This window comes from Pseudomonas guariconensis, from assembly GCF_900102675.1.
Classification (GTDB): Bacteria; Pseudomonadota; Gammaproteobacteria; order Pseudomonadales; family Pseudomonadaceae; genus Aquipseudomonas; species Aquipseudomonas guariconensis.
In genome coordinates this window covers 306,231-324,261 of record NZ_FMYX01000002.1, presented here as the reverse complement: position 1 = coordinate 324,261, position 18,031 = coordinate 306,231, and the positions used below count along the sequence as shown (strand labels likewise).

Below are 18,031 nucleotides of genomic sequence, written 5' to 3'. Positions count from 1 at the left end.
CGGTCTCAGGCGGCCTGACGGGCAGTGACGAATGCTGCCAGGGTGGCGATATTGGTGAAATGGGAGCGGGTGTCCTTGGCGTCGGCGTCGATCTTGATCCCGAAACGTTTCTGCAAGGCCAGGCCGAGCTCCAGGGCGTCCACCGAGTCCAGGCCCAGGCCCTCGCCGAACAGGGGTTGTTGGTCATCGATGTCCTGGACGTCGATGTCTTCCAGCCCCAGGGCGTCGATGATCAATTGCTTGATATCACGGTGCAGGTCTTGCTGTGGATCGCTCATCTTCGGCGAGCTCCTTGATGAAATACTGATGCAGGTAATCGTTGAGGCGTCGAGAGGCCACCGGTGCCGGGCCCAGCGCAGCGAACGAGGCGGGGTCGATATCGGCACCGACATGTAGACGAAAATGCACGCGTCGGCGCGGAATGCGGTACCAGGGCTCATGTTTGGTCAGGGTGCTGGGGCTGACGCTGATGGTCACGGGTGTAATGATTTTCGCACCGCGCAAGGCGATCGCGGCGGCACCGCGATGAAAGGCCGGGGCCTGGCCGGGCGGTGTGCGGGTGCCCTCGGGGAAGATGATCAGCGGCTGTCCCTGGCGCAGGGTGTCGGCGGCGGTTTCGAGCATCTGCACGCTGCCATCGTTGCCGATGTAGCGTGCCTCGCGCACCGGGCCGCGGGTGAAGGGGTTGTCGAACAGGCTCTGCTTGACCACGCAATTGGCGTTGCGGGCCAGGCCGATTAGAAACACCACGTCGATCAGCGATGGATGATTGGCGATGATGAGCTGCCCCGGACGGCCCAGACCCTCGGCTCCGACGACCTCGTAGGTGAGCACGCCGCTGACCCGCATGAAACGTATGAACCGCCAGAACAGCCAGCCGATGGTTCGGCGGGCGCGTTGCTGGTGGCGTTCGACGCCACCGGGCAGGCAGGCGAGCAGCGGAAACACCAACACGCGCAGGCACAGGCTGCCGACACCGAACAGGGCAAAGCTCAGTGCGGTCGCCACCAGGCGCCAGGGGTAGGCATCCCGTGGCTTGTTCACGCGAGCCGTTGCCAGTTCCATGAGCGTCGCTTTCCTGGGTGGGTGAGCCTGGACTGGTCGGTCAGCAGGGCGCGCAGCCAGCTCAAGGCGTGGGGCATGTTGCCAGGGACGGCTTCGCTGCCTGGGGTCAGGTCCAACTGCCATTGCTCGCCAGGGGTCAATAGCAGCCCTAGGGCATAGGAGAGCGGTACGTCGCTGATCCAGGGTGCATAAGCCGCTGGCGGCAGTTCTTCGGCAACGATCAGCAATACGGCTGGCGCGCCTTCATGGAGCAGGCCGGCCGCCTCGACGAGGCCATGTTCGAATCCGTCGTCGGCCGCGGCCAGGGCGGTCATTTCGCAGCTCTGCCCACGCAGGATCGACCACAGGCCGATCACCGCATTGTGCACCGAGAGGCTGAACTGGGTGGGCGAGAGCGGCTCGCCCTGGGCGAGGTCGTTGAGGATGGAGAAGGTGCGCGGGGTTTCACCATGGCGCGAGACGTACACCAGCGGCAGCGATTCGTACCCCTCGGCTAGCGGCCAGCCGACAGCGAACGCCATGCGTGCCAACGGGCTCAGGCGCCGGCGCTGCAGGGCCGGAAGGAAGGACACGTCCGGCACCTGGCTGTCGCCTGGCGACACGGACTCACCGTCGGCCCAGGCACGCCAGTCGGCAGGCGTGTGCAGACCGGGGGCCCAGGCGCGCCATTGGCTGATGTTGAAAGTGATCACGATGTGCTTGTTTCCCGCCCTGCGGGCGACCTTTGGCGTCGGAGTGGCTCGGAGCGGCCTGAGGGATTCACACTCGCCGAGTGGCGCGCATTATCCCGGTGCAGGGGACCGCTAGCAAATACGCCTTGGACAATGACCAATGAACAACGCTCTGGCTAGTCGACCCGCTCCGATCGATTACCCGCGGTTTCCGATGAACGGTTACGAAGGTTATCGGCACCGGGGTAGGAAAGGTTGAGCGGGCGGTACTGGTCATTGTCGCTCGCCGGACACATACTCGGGCATTCGTTGATACACGGAGGTCTTCCATGCGGCGCGTGGTGTTCAATCAGAAAGGTGGCGTGGGCAAGTCGAGCATCGCCTGCAACCTGGCGGCGGTCAGTGCCAGTGAAGGCTATCGGACCCTGTTGATCGACCTGGATGCCCAGGCCAACTCCACCCAGTACCTCACCGGGCTGACCGGCGAGGACATTCCCATGGGCATCGCCGACTTCTTCAAGCAAACCCTCTCCAGCGGGCCCTTTGCCAAGAAGAACAAGGTCGATATCTACGAAACGCCGTTCGACAACCTCCACGTGGTCACTGCGACCCCGGAACTGGCCGACCTGCAGCCCAAGCTCGAGGCCAAGCACAAGATCAACAAGCTGCGCAAACTGCTCGATGAGCTGGACGATGACTACGAGCGAATCTACATCGATACGCCACCTGCGCTCAATTTCTACGCGGTTTCTGCGTTGATCGCCGCCGATCGGGTGCTAATCCCATTCGACTGCGACAGCTTCTCACGCCAGGCGCTGTATGGCCTGCTCGCGGAAATCGACGAACTCAAGGACGACCACAACGAAGACCTGCTGGTCGAGGGCATCGTCGTCAATCAGTTCCAGTCACGCGCCAGCCTGCCGCAGCAGATGCTCGACGAGTTGCTGGCCGAGGGCTTGCCGGTCCTGCCGGTGTATCTGGCCAGTTCGGTGAAGATGCGTGAATCCCACCATGCGAGCTTGCCGTTGATCCACCTGGAGCCTCGACACAAGCTGACCCAGCAGTTCGTCGAGCTGCACGCGCTGCTCGAAGAGAACGCCTAGACCCCCTGGCTGCGCAACCACTCCAGCAAAGACTGGAGTGGGAAAGCGCCTGCCTGGCGGGCGACCTCACGACCATTCTTGAACAGGATCAGGCTGGGGATCGAGCGGATGCCCAACTGACCGGCGAGGTTGCGGTTGGCCTCGCTGTCCAGCTTGGCCAGGCGACAGCGCCCGGCAAGCTGGCGGGCGGCTTGTTCGAAGACCGGGGCGAACGATTTGCACGGCCCGCACCAGTCTGCCCAGACGTCCAGCAGCAGGGGCAAATCGCCTTTGATCTGGCTGGCGTAGCTGCGTTCATCGAGGTCGAACGGCGTGGCCAGCAGTACCTCTTGCTTGCAGCGTCCACACTTGGGGTGGTCCCCCAGGCGTTCGGCGGGCAGGCGGTTGAGGCCGTTGCAATGGGGGCAGGGAATCAGCAGAGGTTCGGACATTTCATCTCCTGTTCGGTTTATCGCAGGCTGTCGCAGCGCCCACGGGGCCTGATCTGAAGCAGCCACATCTTGTGAATACTGGCGACAGCCCTGGCAGGGCATTCACGAGGAACAGCTGATTTCCAGGTGCTTGCCCCACTCGGGCGGACGTTCGGCATAGGCCTGCATTGCAGGTTGTTCTTCGAATGGATTGCTCAGCACCTGATGCAACCGCCGTACTTCGCTGTAATCCCCCGCTTCGGCCGCTTCAATGGCTTTTTGTGCCAGGTAATTGCGCAGGATGTACAGCGGGTTGACCGCATGCATGCGCTCGCGCCGGCCTTCGGCGTTGGCGGGTTCACGCTGGCAGCGGGCCAGGTAATCCTCGCCCCAGGCGTCGAACCCGGCCAGGTCGATGAAGTCATCGCGCACCACCTTGAGGGCATCGGCCACGGGCTGGTCGCCAAGCCTGCGGAAGAACAGGGTGTAGTCCACGCCGCCGCTCTGCATGCGTTGCAGCAGGCGCTCCACCAAGGCCATGTCACCGTCCTCGGCTGTGGTGAAGCCCAGGCGCCGACGCATCAGATCCAGGTAGTGAGCCTGGTACAGCGGCAGGAACAGGCCCAGCGCTTCCTTGAGCGGCTCCACCTCGATCACCGTGGTCAGGGCCTGGGCCAGGGCGCTCAGGTTCCAGTGGGCGATGGGCACCTGGTTGGCGTAGCTGTAGCGACCGCGGTCGTCGGAATGGTTGCAGATGAAATTGGCGTCGAAGTCGTCGAGGAAGGCGTAGGGGCCGAAGTCGAAGGTGATGCCCAGGATCGACATGTTGTCGGTGTTCATCACGCCATGGCAGAAGCCGTAGGCCTGCCACCGGGCGATCAGCTCGGCGTTGCGTTCGACGATGGTGCGGAACATGGCCAGGTAGGGCTGTTCTGCCTCCCGGCACTCGGGGTAATGCTGCTCCAGGACATGGTCGATGAGTTGGCGCTGCTGCTCTGGCTGGCGGGTGTAGTAGAAGTACTCGAAGTGACCGAAGCGCACATGGCTTTGCGCCAGGCGCAGGAGCATCGCGGCGCTTTCGCGGGTCTCTCGCCACACCGGGGTGCTCGAGCCGATCACGCACAATGCGCGGCTGCTGGGAATGCCCAAGGCGTGGAGGGCCTCGGAGGCCAGGAACTCGCGGATCGAGGAGCGCAGTACGGCACGGCCATCGCCCATGCGCGAATAGGGGGTCTGGCCGGCGCCCTTGAGGTGCAGGTCCCAGTGCTCGCCGGCGTCATTGAGCACTTCGCCCAGCAGCAGGCCACGGCCGTCGCCCAGGCGTGGGTTGTAGGAACCGAACTGGTGCCCGGAATAGACCATCGCCCGCGGCTCTGCCTCTTCCCAAAGCTTGTGGCCGCTGAACAGCTCGGCGAACACCGGCAGTTCGGCCTGGGCCGGGTCGAGGTCGAGCAGGGCCATGGCCGATTCGCTGGCCACCACCAGGCGTGGCTCGGCAATCGGGTCGGGCAGGACCTCGGTGGAAAAGGCATCGCCCAGGCGGGCGAAGCGGTTGTCGAAGGTCAGTTGGTCGAGGGCTTTCACAGGCCGGCTCCTGGGATCGGGGGTCAGGGGCCGCTTTGCGGCCCTTCGCGGGTAATCCCGCTCCCACAGGTCCAGCGCTGTGCCTGTAGGAGCGGTTTACCCGCGAACGAGGGCGTAGCCCTCGCAAGGGTTGTGCACAGAATAAAGTATTCGAGTGCACTCAGGCCGGTGCAGTGCCATCCGGTTTCGGGTTCTCCACCGGAATCAACTGCTGTTTGCCGCCTTGCATGTCCATCAGGAACACCTCGACCTGGCGCACCGAGATCTTGATGTTGTGCGCCTTGAACTCGCGGTTGATGTAGCGGTTGATCTCGTCCAGCGTCGGGTTGCGGTCGCCCAGGTCGCGGACGTGCATGCGCAGTTCGTGGTCCAGCGAGCTTTCGCCGAAGTTGAGGAAGTACACGATCGGCTCAGGATCCTTGAGCACCCGTGGGTTTTCGTGGGCGCCCTTGAGCAGCAGTTCGCGCACCAGATCCAAATCCGAGCCGTAGTCGATGCCCAGCTTGAGCGTGACGCGGGTGACGGTGTCGGTCAGGGACCAGTTGATCAGCTGGCCTGTGATGAAGGTCTTGTTGGGGACGATGATGTCCTTGCGGTCGAAGTCGGTGATGGTGGTCGCACGGATGCGGATCTTGCTCACCGTGCCGGATAGATTGCCGATGGTGATGGTGTCGCCGATGCGCACGGGGCGCTCGAACAGAATCATGATGCCGGAGATGAAGTTGGCGAAGATCTCCTGCATGCCGAAGCCCAGGCCCACCGACAGGGCCGCCACCAGCCATTGCAGCTTGTCCCAGCTCACCCCGAGGGTCGACAGGGTGCTCACGATGCCCACACCCACGATGGTGTAGGAGAGCAGCGTGGTGGTGGCGTAGGCGCTGCCTTGGGCCAGGTTCAGGCGCGACAGCACCAGCACCTCCAGCAGGCCCGGCAAGTTGCCGGCCAGGGCGAAGGTGATACCGACGATCACCAACGCACCGAGCAGGTCGCCCAGGCTGATCGGCACCATGCTGGCCGCCGCGCCAGTGCCGCTGGTGTATTCGTACAAGGTGAAGTTGTTGAGATAGGCGAAGACCGAGATCAGGTCCGACCAGACCCAGTACAGGCCGGCGATGAAGCCGCCAAGCAGGGCCAGGCGGATCAGGCGCAGCGACTGCTGGTTGACCTGTTCGATATCCAAGGTTGGTTCTTCGACGATCACCTCGCCGTCCAGCCCTTCCTTGGCAGCCTGGCGTTTGCTCAGGGCGCGCTGGTAGGCCAGGCGCCGGGCCGCAACCGAGAGCCCGCGTACGAACGCGGCCTCGATCACCAGCCAGAACAACAGCAGGTAAAGGGTATAGATGAGTCGGTCGGTGAGCTTGAGCGCGGTGTAGTAGTAGCCGAAGCACACGGCCACGAATAGGGCGATGGGTAGCGCGGTGAAGGCCACCCCGACCGCTTTGCGGAACAGCGAGGTGTCTCGGTGCGCGGGGCTGCTCAGCAGCAGGCGGCTGAGCAACCAGGCCATCAGGGCATAGCAGGTGAGCACCACACCGATGCCCAGCACGTCATCGGCCAGGGCCGACGGCTGATGCTCGGCCACCGCCACCACACCTACCAGGGCCAGCACCACGGTGCCCAGTCGGCGCACCCAGCCGCGCAGGAACTCGACCTGCGGCTTGTGCCAGCGGAAGTGGATCTCGGCAACGCCGCCCGGCGCGAGGATGCGGTAGGCGGTGTAGAACACCAGCCAGGCCTGGGCGATCTGCCACAGGGCGGCGCCCAGGTTAGCGTTCTGGCCGCGAGCGTCGATCTGCAGGGCGTAGCTGCCCAGGGCCAGGGCCAGGGCGACCGGCATGGCCAGGAGGATATTGATCAGGATCGCCTGGGGCGTATGCCACTGGCTATCGCGACGGAAGTGGCCGATGTCCTGGTGAACCTTGCCCAGGCGCTGATAGAGGTACTTGCGCCGCCATAGCAGTGCGCCGATCACCAGCAGCAGCGGCAGGAACAACAGCGGGCGCTGCGCCAGGCCGTCGGTCAGCTCCTTGAGGCCCGAGCCCCATGGCAGGTTGGCGACCTGGTCGGCAAACCGCTCGGGCACATGGCTCAGCCACTCCCAGTCCAGCGGCTTGTTGCTGGGAATCCAGAACATCTGCTCTTCCAGGGTGGTGCGCAGACTTTGGGCGGTGCTGAGCAATTGCTTCTGGTTCAGCTGCAGGGTGATGGACTCATTGAGCAGCGCCGACAGCTCGCGGTTCAGGCGCTCGAGCAGGTCGCTGCGGGTGATCACCACCTCCAGCAAGGCCTTGCGCAGCTGTGGTGTGGCCTCTTCCTCGGGCTGGGCGGCCAGCAGCTTGTCGACGTAGGTCGAGGGGCTGCTCATCTGCTCGCGCTGCTGATTGATCTCGAACTGATAGAGGCGAATGTCGGCGATCTGGTCGGCCAGGTTGCGATCGACTTTCAGGTGCGGCAGGGATTGCTTTTGCTTGTAGAGGATCTTCGATAGCAGCAGGCTGCCCTTGAGCACGTCGATCTGTTCGTCCAGAGCCTGGTCGGCCTGGGTCAGGCTGTCGAGTTGCTGTTTGGTGCGCAGGTTCTGCTGGGTGACCTCGTTGAGCCGGTCGGTGCTCTTGAGCAGGTAGTCCGAAAGCTTGACGTTGGCGGTGCTCTCGGTGGCCAGCAAGGTGCTGCTGCCGGCCTTCTGGGCTTCGAGCGACTGTTGGGTGACGGTCTGCTGGGACTGGGCCAGACGCTTGTCGTTGATCAGCGTCTGCAGCTCCTGGATTTCTTGCTCTAGGCGCGCGGCGCGCTCGATCAACAGGTCGTGGCGGGCATTGCCCAGATCCTGCAGTTGGCTGTTGCTGGTCATTTCCTGGCGGCGCAGAGCCATGCGTGCATTGAGCGCGGCCAGCTCGGCGTTGAGCTGGTTGCGTTGGTCTGCGGAAATCGGTTTGCCGCCGTCCTTGCCCGATTTTAGGCTGCTGTTGATCTGCTGGATGCGGGTCTGGCTGCTGCTGATTTCGGCCTGGGCCCGTTCAGGGCGGGTCTGGGAGTTGATGATCAGGCTGTTGGCTTCGGAGAGCGCTTTTTGCAGTTCGCCTTGCTCAGTGCTGCGCTCGCTGAGCATCTGCTCCAGCTGGGGTACGGCCAGGTTGGCATAGCGCTCAGCCACCGGCACGCTCTTGGTTTGCTTGAGCTTGGTCAGCTCGCGTTGACCGTCACGGATCTCGTTGGGCGCGCTGGCCAGCTGCTGTTTGAGCTCGGCGAGTTTCTTTTCGCTGTCTTCCTTGCTGGCGAGCAGGACCAGGGTCTGCTCGAGCACTTGCTGCAGGGCCTTCTGCTCGGCTTCCGGAAGTTTGCGCTCGGCGATCTTGTCGAGGCTGTGCTGGACGCTGGCGGTGGTCGGGACCTCGGCCGCCATGACGGCGAACGAGAGGGACAGGCACAGCCCGAGCAGGGCTGCGCGGAGGGACACACGCAGGGACATAGGCAGAATTCTTGCGAAACGAGGCAAATCGAAGTTTAGAGGAACAACCCGGGGCCGGGTCGAGTACCTTCCGGGAATCTGACGCCCACTTTCTGGATCTTGTTCCCGTCCATGGTCGCCACGGTCCAGATCGTGCTGTTCCATTCGACCTGGTCGCCTACTACTGGAGCGCCTCCGACCTTCTGTCGGATGAACTGGGCAAGCGGCATTTTCGCGTCCAATCCGTCCAGCTTAAGGCCATAAAGCGCCGCCACCGCGCCGAGCTCGGCATCGCCTTCGAGCACGAAGTCGCCGAAGAAGCGCAGGTCCAGCCCCCGCTGCGGCGCCTGGCTGAACAGTTTGCCCAGGGCCGGCAGGTTGTGCTCGTGGCCGATCACGCACAGCATGTCGCCGACCTCCAGCACGGTGCTGCCTGAGGGGTGCAGCAGTTGCTCGCCGCGGAACAGTGCGGCGATACGGGTGCCCTCTGGCATCTTCAACTCGCGCAGGGCGGCGCCGATGCACCATTTTTCAGCACCCAGGCGATAGACGAACAGCTCCCACTCGCTGGTGATGTGCACCTCCAGAGCGGAGCGGGAAATCGGGGCCGGGTCCGGCGGCACGGTGACTTTCAACAGCTTGGCCATCCACGGCAGGCTGGTGCCTTGCACCAACAGCGAGACCAGGACGATGAAGAAGGCCAGGTTGAAGAACAGCTGGGCATCGGGCAGGCCGGCCATCAGTGGGAACACGGCAAGAATGATCGGCACCGCGCCGCGCAGGCCGACCCAGCTGATGAAGGCTTTCTCGCGGCCGTGGAAGGCCTTGAACGGCAGCAAGCTGGCCACCACCGACAGGGGGCGCGCGAACAGGATCATCCATAGCGCAAGGCCCAGCGCTGGCAAGGCGATCGGCAGCAGATCGTGAGGCGTGACCAGCAGGCCCAGCACCAGGAACATGCCGATCTGCGCCAACCACGCCATGCCATCGAGCATGTGCAGAATGCCGTGACGGCTGCGGATGGGGCGGTTGCCCAACACCAGGCCGCACAGGTAGACCGCCAGAAAACCGCTGCCGTGCAAGGCGTTCGTCAGCGAGAACACCACCAGGCCGCCGGCGATCACCAGGATCGGATACAGCCCGCCGGCCAGGTTGATGCGATTGACCAGTTGCAGCATCAGCCAGCCACCGCCCAGGCCCAGCAGGCTGCCGATGCCGAACTCGCGCACCAAGTGGGTCAGCAGGCTCCAGTGCAGGCCGGTCTGGCCGCTGGCGATCATGTCGATCAGGGTGACGGTGAGAAAGACCGCCATCGGGTCGTTGCTACCCGACTCGATCTCGAGCGTCGCGGTGACACGCTCGTTCAGGCCCTTGCCACCGAGCAGGGAGAACACCGCCGCGGCGTCGGTGGAGCCGACGATGGCGCCGATCAGAAGGCCTTGGATGAGGCTCAGGTCGAACAGCCAGGCGGCGGCCATGCCGGTCAGCCCGGTGGTGATCAGCACGCCGACCGTGGCCAGCGACAACGCGGGCCACAGCGCCACGCGAAAGCTCGCCACCCGCGTGCGCAGGCCGCCGTCCAGCAGGATCACGGCCAGGGCCAGGTTGCCCACCAGATAGGCGGTCGGATAGTTGTTGAAGATGATGCCGCCACCATCGACGCCGGCGACCATGCCGACGGCGAGGATGATGACCAGGATAGGAATGCCAAGGCGCGATGACAGCGAGCTGACCAAGATACTTGCCCCGACCAGCAGTGCGCCGATCAGAAACAGGCTGTTGATGGTGCTCGCATCCAAAGGCAGTACTCCGGTACATCGCGGGGAAAAAGGACTTGATAGCGTTGACTAGCAGGTCGCGTGCCAATCGATTCTAACCTGATGAATTGGCAGCCTGTAAAGCGTTTCTGAAAATGAAAAAGGCACCCCGGAGGGTGCCTTTTCAGGTGTTGCCAGTACGGGCGCTATCGCGGGGCAAGCCCGCTCCTACAGGTACTGCGCTGCGCTTATGGGCAGCGATATCCCTGTGGGAGCGGCGTTGGTCACGGACAAGCCGGGACAGGTTCAGCCCTGCTTGACCTCGCGCATAGGCTTGCCCTTCACCGGTGCGCCATTGGCCACGTAGTACTTGGCGGTGCTGCGCGGCAGCGGCTTGCGGCCACGGATCTTGTCCGAGATTTTCTCGGCGATCATGATCGTGGTGGCATTGAGGTTGCCGGTGATGATGATCGGCATGATCGATGCGTCGACCACACGCAGGCCCTGCATGCCGTGCACGCGGCCTTCGCCATCGACCACTGCCATGTCGTCGGTGCCCATCTTGCACGAGCAGGACGGGTGGAAGGCGGTTTCGGCGTGCTCGCGGATGAACTTGTCCAGTTCCTCGTCGGTCTGCACGTGGGCGCCCGGGCTGATCTCGCGACCACGGTATGGATCCAGCGCCGGCTGGGCCATGATCTCGCGGGTCAGGCGGATGCCGTCGCGGAATTCCTGCCAGTCCTGCTCGGTGGCCATGTAGTTGAACAGGATGCTTGGGTGCTGGCGCGGATCCTTGGACTTGAGTCTGATGCGGCCACGGCTAGGCGAGCGCATCGAACCCATGTGGGCCTGGAAACCGTGTTCCTTCACGCCGTTGGAGCCGTTGTAATTGATCGCAACCGGCAGGAAGTGGTACTGGATGTTCGGCCATTCGAACTCAGGACGGGTGCGGATGAAACCGCCTGCCTCGAACTGGTTGCTGGCGCCGATGCCAGTGCCGTTGAACATCCATTCAGCGCCAATGGCTGGCTGGTTCCACCACAGCAGCGACGGGTACAGCGAAACCGGCTGGGTGCACGCGTATTGCAGGTACAGCTCCAGGTGGTCCTGCAGGTTCTCGCCGACGCCTGGCAGGTCGTGGACGACCGGGATGTCGAGGCTTTCGAGCAGTTCGCGCGGACCGACGCCGGAGCGCTGCAGCAGCTGCGGCGAGGCGATGGCGCCGGAGCTGACGATGACTTCCTTGCGGGCGCGGGCTTCGACGCGCTCTTCGCTGTCGCCGACCAGGTAGGTCACGCCGATGGCGCGCTTGCCGTCGAACAGCACGCGGTCGGTCAGGGCGTGGGTGACGATGGTCAGATTCGGACGCTTCTTGGCCTGGTCCAGATAGCCGCGGGCGGTGCTGGAGCGACGACCGTTCTTGGTCACGGTACGGTCCATCGGACCGAAGCCTTCCTGCTGGTAGCCGTTGAGGTCTTCGGTACGTGGGTAACCCGCCTGCACGCCGGCTTCGACCATGGCGTGGAACAGTGGGTTGTTGCCGGCTTTAGGCGTGGTCACGCTGACCGGGCCTTCGCCGCCGTGGTAGTCGTTCGGGCCGATATCGCGGGTTTCGGCCTTGCGGAAGTACGGCAGGCAGTCCAGGTAGGTCCAGTCTTCGAGGCCTGGCAATTTCGCCCAGCCGTCGAAATCCATGGCGTTGCCGCGGATATAGCACATGCCGTTGATCAGCGAAGAGCCACCCAGGCCCTTGCCACGGCCACACTCCATGCGGCGGTTGTTCATGTGCGGCTCAGGATCGGTTTCGTATGCCCAGTTGTAGCGACGGCCCTGCAGCGGGAAGGCCAGGGCGGCTGGCATCTGGGTACGGAAGTCGAAGCGGTAGTCGGGGCCACCGGCTTCCAGCAGCAGTACAGTGACGCCGGCATCTTCGGTCAGGCGGGTCGCCAGGGTGTTACCGGCGGAGCCGGCACCGACGATGATGTAATCGTATTCTTTGGACATGAAAGTACCCTCATGTTGGCGGTGATCAGGGAGCGGAAACGCCCGTGCGCAGCGGCACGGGCGTGGCTAGCTAGACAGGGTTCAGAAAACCGAGTTGTAGCCGCCCAGCTCGACCTGGACCGACTTGATGCGAGTGTATTGAGCCAGCGAGCTGACACCGTTCTCACGGCCGACACCCGACTGCTTGTAACCGCCGACCGGCATTTCGGCCGGCGATTCGCCCCAGGCGTTGATCCAGCAGATGCCCGCTTCGAGCTTGTGGATGATGCGGTGGGCGCGGCTGATGTCGTTGGTGCAGACGCCGGCGGCCAGGCCGTACTCGGTGTCGTTGGCGCGACGGATGACTTCTTCTTCGGTTTCGTAGGTCAGGATGCTCATGACCGGGCCGAAGATCTCTTCCTTGACGATGGTCATGTCGTCGGTGCAGTCGGTGAAGACGGTCGGGGCAACGAACGCGCCCTTGGCGAAGTCACCGGCCATCAGACGCTCGCCGCCGCACAGGACGCGGGCACCTTCTTCCTTGCCCTTGGCGATGTAGCCCAGGACGCTTTCCATGTGCGCGAAGCTGACCAGCGGACCGAAGTTGGTGTTCTCGTCTTCCGGGTTGCCGGCACGGATGCGGGCGACGCGTTCGGCGATCTTGGCTTCGAAGGCCGCTTTCATCGACGACGGGATGAATACGCGGGTGCCGTTGGTGCAGACCTGACCGGAGCTGTAGAAGTTGGCCATCATGGCGATGTCGGCGGCCTTGTCCAGGTCGGCGTCGTCGCAGATGATCAGCGGCGACTTGCCGCCCAGTTCCATGGTGACTTCCTTGAGCGTGGAGCTCGAGGCGCTGGCCATGACTTTCTTGCCGGTGGTGGTGCCGCCGGTGAAGGAGACTTTCTCGATGCGCGGGTGCTCGGTCAGCCAGGTGCCCACTTCGCGACCGCTGCCGGTCAGGACGTTGAACACGCCGTCCGGCAGGCCGGCTTCGGTGTAGATCTCGGCCAGCTTCAGGGTGGTCAGCGAGGTGACTTCCGAAGGCTTGAAGATCATGGCGTTGCCGGCGGCCAGGGCCGGGGCGGATTTCCACAGGGCGATCTGGATCGGGTAGTTCCAGGCACCGATGCCGGCGGTCACGCCCAGTGGCTCGCGGCGGGTGTAGACGAAGGAGCTCTCGCGCAGCGGGATCTGCTCGCCTTCGATGGCAGGAACCAGGCCTGCGTAGTATTCCAGCACGTCGGCGCCGGTGACGATGTCGACGTAACGGGTTTCGGAATAGGACTTGCCGGTGTCCAGGGTTTCCAGCATGGCCAGCTCGTCGTTGCGCTCGCGCAGGATCTCGACGGCGCGGCGCAGGATGCGCGAACGCTGCATGGCGGTCATTGCGGCCCAGACTTTCTGGCCACGCTCGGCGCTTTCGACGGCGCGCTCGACGTCAGCCTGGGTGGCACGTTGCACGTGGGCGAGGACTTCGCCGGTGGCCGGGTTGATGGCTTCGAAAGTGGCGTCGGTGCTAGCGTCGACGTAACCACCATCAATGTAGAGTTTTTGCGTTCCGAAACGGGCCATAGTGTCCTCGCAAGTGCAGTGTGTGGTTGGCTACCGCGTCACGCTCCTGCCTGGTTGGCAATCGCCGCGCGCGGTTGTTCAGAGGCCTGGTCGGTAGTGTCCAGACTCTGCTGTTTAGCCAGTTGTAGATCCATGTATTCGTAAGCAATCCGTATTGCCTGGTCGGTGTCGAATGCATCACCGGACAGCGCGCCACGCAGCCACAGGCCATCGATCAGGGCCGCCAGTCCGCGGGCAGCCTTGCGCGCATGGTAGAGCGGCAGGACGCGACGGAACTGGCAGCACAGGTTGGAATACAAGCGGTGGTCGTTGATCCGCTGCAACCTGTGCAGGTCTGGCTGGTGCATGCTGGAGGCCCAGAAGGCCAACCAGGTTTTCATTGCCGGGCCGTTCACCTGGCTCGCATCGAAGTTGCCCTCGATGATCACTTTCAGGTGGGCGCGCGGGCTGTCGTCCGTCAGTGCCTGGCGACGCGCCGCAACGCCTTCGTTGAGCATGCTCATGATGTAACCCATCGTCGCTGCGATCAGGCCGTTCTTGTCCCGAAAGTAGTGACTGATGATGCCGTTCGACACACCGGCCAAACGGGCAATCAGCGCAATGCTGGCATCTCCCAGTCCCACCTGATCGACCGCCTGCAACGTGGCTTCGATCAACTGCTGGCGGCGGATGGGTTGCATACCGACCTTGGGCATGTTGCATATCTCCTCAGGCCTGCGAGCAGACGACGAGCGGCTGCCTCGGCGAAGGCCAGTCTATTTTGTTTTGATTGAACGTTCAATCAATAAAGAATAAGCTCTGCGACAATTTGTGCCATTGACAGTTTTTCAGCTGATCGAGAAGGCACGGATTGACACCCCAGGAAATCGCGTAACCCCCGGAATACAAGGCGTTGACGGGCAAGAGCGATGCGAAATGCAGATTCCGCCGAGCGGTCATGGGCCGCGCGGGCAGCCACTGGAGCGGGCTTGGATCTGTTTTATTTGCAACGATTCGATTCGGGATCGCGATTTCCTAGGTGCTTTTATAACACCTGATGCTGTGGGGCTATTGCACCATTTGCTCGGGAAGACTGATTAGCCTCCACTCCCGCACTGCCCGGAGCATTCGTGCAATGAGTTCTGCCTCCCTAACCAACCCTCCCGCCGAACGGGTACGGGTCAACCGCGTTGTGTTCTATACCTCCGCGTTGCTGGTCCTCGTTTTGACCGCCCTGCTTATCGCTGTCCCTGAAACCGCCGGCCGTGTGCTGAGCGTGGCGCAGGCCTGGCTGACCCGTACCTTCGGTTGGTACTACATGCTGGTGATCTGCGGATACCTGCTGTTCGTCGTCTATCTGGCCTTCTCCGACTTCGGCAAGCTCAAGCTTGGCGGCAAAGATGACCAACCCGATTTCAGCTACGGCGCCTGGGCCGGCATGCTGTTCTCCTCAGGTATCGGTATCTCGCTGCTGTATTTCGGCGCCTCCGAGCCGCTGGACCATTATTTCAACCCGCCTGAAGGTGCCGCCGCGAGCCATGAAGCCGCGCGCCAGGCGCTGCAACTGACCTTCCTGCACTGGGGCCTGCATGGCTGGGCGATCTACGCCCTGGTTGGCTTGGCCGTGGGCTACTTCGCCTATCGCCACAACCAGCCGTTGGCCCTGCGTTCGGCTCTGTACCCGCTGGTCGGTGAGCGCTGGGTCAAGGGCGCTGCCGGCAACGCAGTGGACATCTTCGGCATGTTCGTCACCTTGCTGGGCCTGGTGACCAACCTGGGTATCGGTTCGATGCAGGTGGCGTCGGGCCTTGAGTACCTGTTCGGCATCGACCACAGCAAGACCAACCTGCTGGCGGTGATTCTGGTCATGGCCGGCGTGGCGACCGTGGCTGCGGTGTCGGGCGTGGAAAACGGTATCCGCCGTCTGTCCAACCTGAACATCATGCTGTTCAGTGGTCTGTTGATCTTCGTTCTGTTGGGTGGCAACACCCTGCACCTGCTCAACGGCTTCGTGCAGAACATCGGTGACTACCTCAATGGCATCGTGCTCAAGACGTTCGACCTTTACGTCTATGAAGGCGACGGCGCCAAGTCCGAGCGCTGGCTGGGCCTGTGGACCGTGTTCTACTGGGCCTGGTGGATCTCCTGGGGCCCATTCGTCGGTATGTTCATTGCCCGTATCTCCAAGGGCCGTACCGTGCGCCAGCTGGTCAGTGGCGTGCTGTTGATCCCGCTGGGCTTTACCCTGGCGTGGCTGTCGATCTTCGGCAACACCGCGCTGGACCTGGTGGTTAATCAGGGCGCTGTGGAGTTGGGCAAGACCGCGTTGGAACAGCCGTCGATGTCGATCTATCAGTTGCTGGAATTCTTCCCGGCAGCCAAGTTCGTCATCGGTGTGGCGGTGTTCGTCGGCTTCGTGCTGTTCCTCACCCCGGCCGACTCCGGTGCAGTGATGATGGCCAACCTGTCGTGCAAAGGCGGCAAGGTGGATGAAGACGCCCCGCACTGGATGGTGGTGTTCTGGTCGGTCGTCATTACGCTGGTAACCATCGGCCTGCTGTTCGCCGGTAACTTCGAAGCCATGCAGACCATGGTGGTTCTGGCTGGCTTGCCGTTCTCCGTGGTGCTGGTGCTGTTCATGTTCGGTCTGTACAAGGCCATGAAGCAGGACGTTGCGGTCGAGCAGGAGCGTGCCGAACTGGCTGCCCGTGGCCGTCGTGGCTTCAGCGAGCGCCTGAGCCAGATGGATTTGCAGCCGAGCCAGGCCGTGGTCCAGCGCTTCATGGACAAGTACGTCAGCCCGGCGCTCAAGGAAGCTGCCGCGCAGATGCGTAACCAGGGCTTCGATGTCGAGGCACGTGCCGGTCACTCCCGTTCGCTGATGGGTCTGCGCGTGATGATGGAAGAGGGTAATCCCTTCGTCTACGAAGTGAGCCTGGATGGCTACCAGGCCGCGCCGAGCGAGGCCGCGGCAGAAGGTGAGGCAGAAGTGCGCCAGCGTTTCTACCGCGCTGAGGTCTACCTGCATGATGGCAGCCAGGAATACGACCTGATGGGCTTCACGCCGGAGCAGATCGTGCGCGACGTGCTGGATCAGTTCGAAAGCCACCGCCAGTTGCTGGGCCGTGTCTATAGCTGATAGCGCCTGAGCTTGTCATGACAAAGGCCCGACTCGCGAGAGTCGGGCCTTTGTCGTTTCAGGGGGCTTGCAGGAGCAACAGGTCTTCGCGTGGCGCCGAGTGGTGTTTGGCGATGTCCTCGGCTTTGGTGCAGAGCTTCAGGGGCAGGTCCTGCCATTTGAATTCCTGGCTGGCATGGCGAAGCATTTGGTAGCCAGCCGGCTCGTTGCAGTCGAGGGTCCCGGGTGGGCCGTGCTTGATGCGATAGCACTGAAGGTCCGGCGGGGCGATCTTCCAGGTGACCTTCATGTCGCCGTTGTCGAGGCGCTCTAGGGTCATGTCCGGATCGGGAACGGGCGCTGGCCAGAGCATCCGCGCAGAAGGCCAGGCCTGCATACCGGGCACTGGGCCGGCCAACGCAGGCGAGGCAATCCAGGCGAATGCCAGCCCTAGGCAGATCGAATGTCGCGCGAGCATGGTGACCCTCCTTATTTGTGTAGAAGGGCCACTGTGAGTGCTGAAAGTGAGCGCAGCGCGGTACATCTTTAGTGAAGCGTGATGGCTTCAGCGGTTGCTGTAACGGCCATGCTTGCCATGGGCGGGCATGGCCTGGTTGCTCCGTTCGGCGATCATCTGGTGAAGGCCGATCAGCTCTATGCCCTGCTGCTTGAGTCGGGGAAGTTCTCGTTCCAGCACGTCCAGGGTCTGAGGGTAGGGGTGGCCGATGAGCACCGCCGAGCCTTGTCTGCGGGCCAAGGCCACGCCCTGCTGCAGCTGCGCGGAGATGGCCTCGGTGGTGCGGGTATCGTCCAGGAAGACATCTCGCGAAACATGCGCCAGTCCAAGTGCCTGGGCCTTGGCCGCGGCCACGGTGGCGGCACTGGTGCGGCTGTCGACGAAGAACAGGTGGCGCCGCTGCAACTCTGCCATCAGCCAGGTCATGGGCTCGGCCTGGGAGGTCATGCGGCTGCCCATATGATTGTTGATGCCGGCGGCGAAGGGCACTTTGGCCAAGGCGGCATCCAGGCGGCGGGCGAGCTCTTCGATCGGGGTGCCTGGGTGCCAGGCGTACGGGCCGGTGGCAGGGTCCATGGGCATGTGCAGGATCACCGTGCGCCCGGCTTTGTGGGCTTGGCGGGCGAAGTCGGTGGCATGGGGCGTATCGGGCATGATAGCCATCGTGATCGGGCCCGGCAGGGCGAGGGTGCGGCTGTCGCGCTCGCTGCTCTGGCCCAGGTCGTCGATGATGATGCTCATGTAGGCCTTGGCCGGCGCCGCATGGGCGGTGCCGGCCAACAGGCAGAACAGCGTCAACAGCAGGTAACGCATGAGACGGG

At 63.3% G+C, this 18,031-nt stretch carries 14 protein-coding genes; 2 read left to right on the top strand and 12 right to left on the bottom strand.

The window, feature by feature from the left end; all coding sequences use genetic code 11:
• Window positions 1-5: 5 nt before the first annotated feature.
• Genes BLS27_RS04345 through BLS27_RS04335 form a run of 3 tightly spaced genes read right to left on the bottom strand, consistent with a single transcriptional unit; the run spans window position 6 to window position 1,757 of the window.
• Window positions 6-278 (bottom strand): phosphopantetheine-binding protein, encoded by a 273-nt coding sequence (locus BLS27_RS04345; protein ID WP_043212500.1) that lies wholly within the window; start codon window positions 276-278, stop codon window positions 6-8.
• A complete protein-coding gene (locus tag BLS27_RS04340) occupies window positions 247-1,065 on the bottom strand; it encodes a lysophospholipid acyltransferase family protein (RefSeq protein WP_043212502.1) in 819 nt (272 codons plus the stop codon). Before BLS27_RS04340 ends, BLS27_RS04345 begins: the two co-directional genes overlap by 32 nt.
• Window positions 1,041-1,757 (bottom strand): beta-ketoacyl synthase chain length factor, encoded by a 717-nt coding sequence (locus tag BLS27_RS04335; protein WP_090343316.1) that lies wholly within the window; start codon window positions 1,755-1,757, stop codon window positions 1,041-1,043. The genes BLS27_RS04340 and BLS27_RS04335 overlap by 25 nt, the downstream gene beginning before the upstream one ends.
• Before the next feature lie 308 nt (window positions 1,758-2,065).
• Between BLS27_RS04335 and BLS27_RS04330 the strand changes: the two genes are divergently transcribed.
• Window positions 2,066-2,839, top strand: coding sequence for a ParA family protein (locus BLS27_RS04330; protein ID WP_043212506.1), 774 nt, complete (start codon window positions 2,066-2,068; stop codon window positions 2,837-2,839).
• Here BLS27_RS04330 and trxC read toward each other — a convergent pair.
• From trxC to betI, 7 genes are all read right to left on the bottom strand, one after another.
• Window positions 2,836-3,270 (bottom strand): thioredoxin TrxC, encoded by a 435-nt coding sequence (trxC, locus tag BLS27_RS04325; RefSeq protein ID WP_043212507.1) that lies wholly within the window; start codon window positions 3,268-3,270, stop codon window positions 2,836-2,838. The two genes, BLS27_RS04330 and trxC, sit on opposite strands and share 4 nt — an antisense overlap.
• Window positions 3,271-3,372: 102 nt before the next feature.
• Entirely contained in the window at window positions 3,373-4,833 is a 1,461-nt protein-coding gene (gene selO / locus BLS27_RS04320; protein ID WP_043212510.1) for a protein adenylyltransferase SelO, read from the bottom strand.
• 160 nt (window positions 4,834-4,993) lie between these two features.
• Window positions 4,994-8,302 (bottom strand): mechanosensitive channel MscK, encoded by a 3,309-nt coding sequence (gene mscK / locus BLS27_RS04315; protein WP_090343313.1) that lies wholly within the window; start codon window positions 8,300-8,302, stop codon window positions 4,994-4,996.
• A 35-nt stretch (window positions 8,303-8,337) separates the two neighbouring features.
• A complete protein-coding gene (locus BLS27_RS04310) occupies window positions 8,338-10,080 on the bottom strand; it encodes a potassium/proton antiporter (RefSeq protein ID WP_090343311.1) in 1,743 nt (580 codons plus the stop codon).
• A 264-nt stretch (window positions 10,081-10,344) separates the two neighbouring features.
• Window positions 10,345-12,042, bottom strand: a complete 1,698-nt coding sequence (gene betA, locus BLS27_RS04305) for a choline dehydrogenase (RefSeq protein ID WP_043212515.1) — start codon at window positions 12,040-12,042, stop codon at window positions 10,345-10,347.
• Window positions 12,043-12,123: 81 nt separating this feature from the next.
• On the bottom strand, window positions 12,124-13,596 hold the full coding sequence (betB, locus tag BLS27_RS04300) for a betaine-aldehyde dehydrogenase (protein ID WP_043212517.1): 1,473 nt from the start codon (window positions 13,594-13,596) through the stop codon (window positions 12,124-12,126).
• Between the two features lie 38 nt (window positions 13,597-13,634).
• Complete coding sequence (gene betI, locus BLS27_RS04295) at window positions 13,635-14,291, bottom strand: transcriptional regulator BetI (protein ID WP_070571690.1); 657 nt, start codon at window positions 14,289-14,291, stop codon at window positions 13,635-13,637.
• A 419-nt stretch (window positions 14,292-14,710) separates the two neighbouring features.
• On the opposite strand from betI, the gene BLS27_RS04290 reads away from it, so the two are divergent.
• Entirely contained in the window at window positions 14,711-16,714 is a 2,004-nt protein-coding gene (locus BLS27_RS04290) for a BCCT family transporter (RefSeq protein WP_070571689.1), read from the top strand.
• 58 nt (window positions 16,715-16,772) lie between these two features.
• On the opposite strand, the gene BLS27_RS04285 is transcribed toward BLS27_RS04290, so the two are convergent.
• Together BLS27_RS04285 and BLS27_RS04280 are read right to left on the bottom strand one after the other, a co-directional pair.
• Complete coding sequence (locus tag BLS27_RS04285) at window positions 16,773-17,171, bottom strand: hypothetical protein (RefSeq protein WP_070571688.1); 399 nt, start codon at window positions 17,169-17,171, stop codon at window positions 16,773-16,775.
• A gap of 87 nt (window positions 17,172-17,258) precedes the next feature.
• Window positions 17,259-18,023, bottom strand: coding sequence for a divergent polysaccharide deacetylase family protein (locus tag BLS27_RS04280; RefSeq protein WP_043212528.1), 765 nt, complete (start codon window positions 18,021-18,023; stop codon window positions 17,259-17,261).
• Window positions 18,024-18,031: the final 8 nt, after the last annotated feature.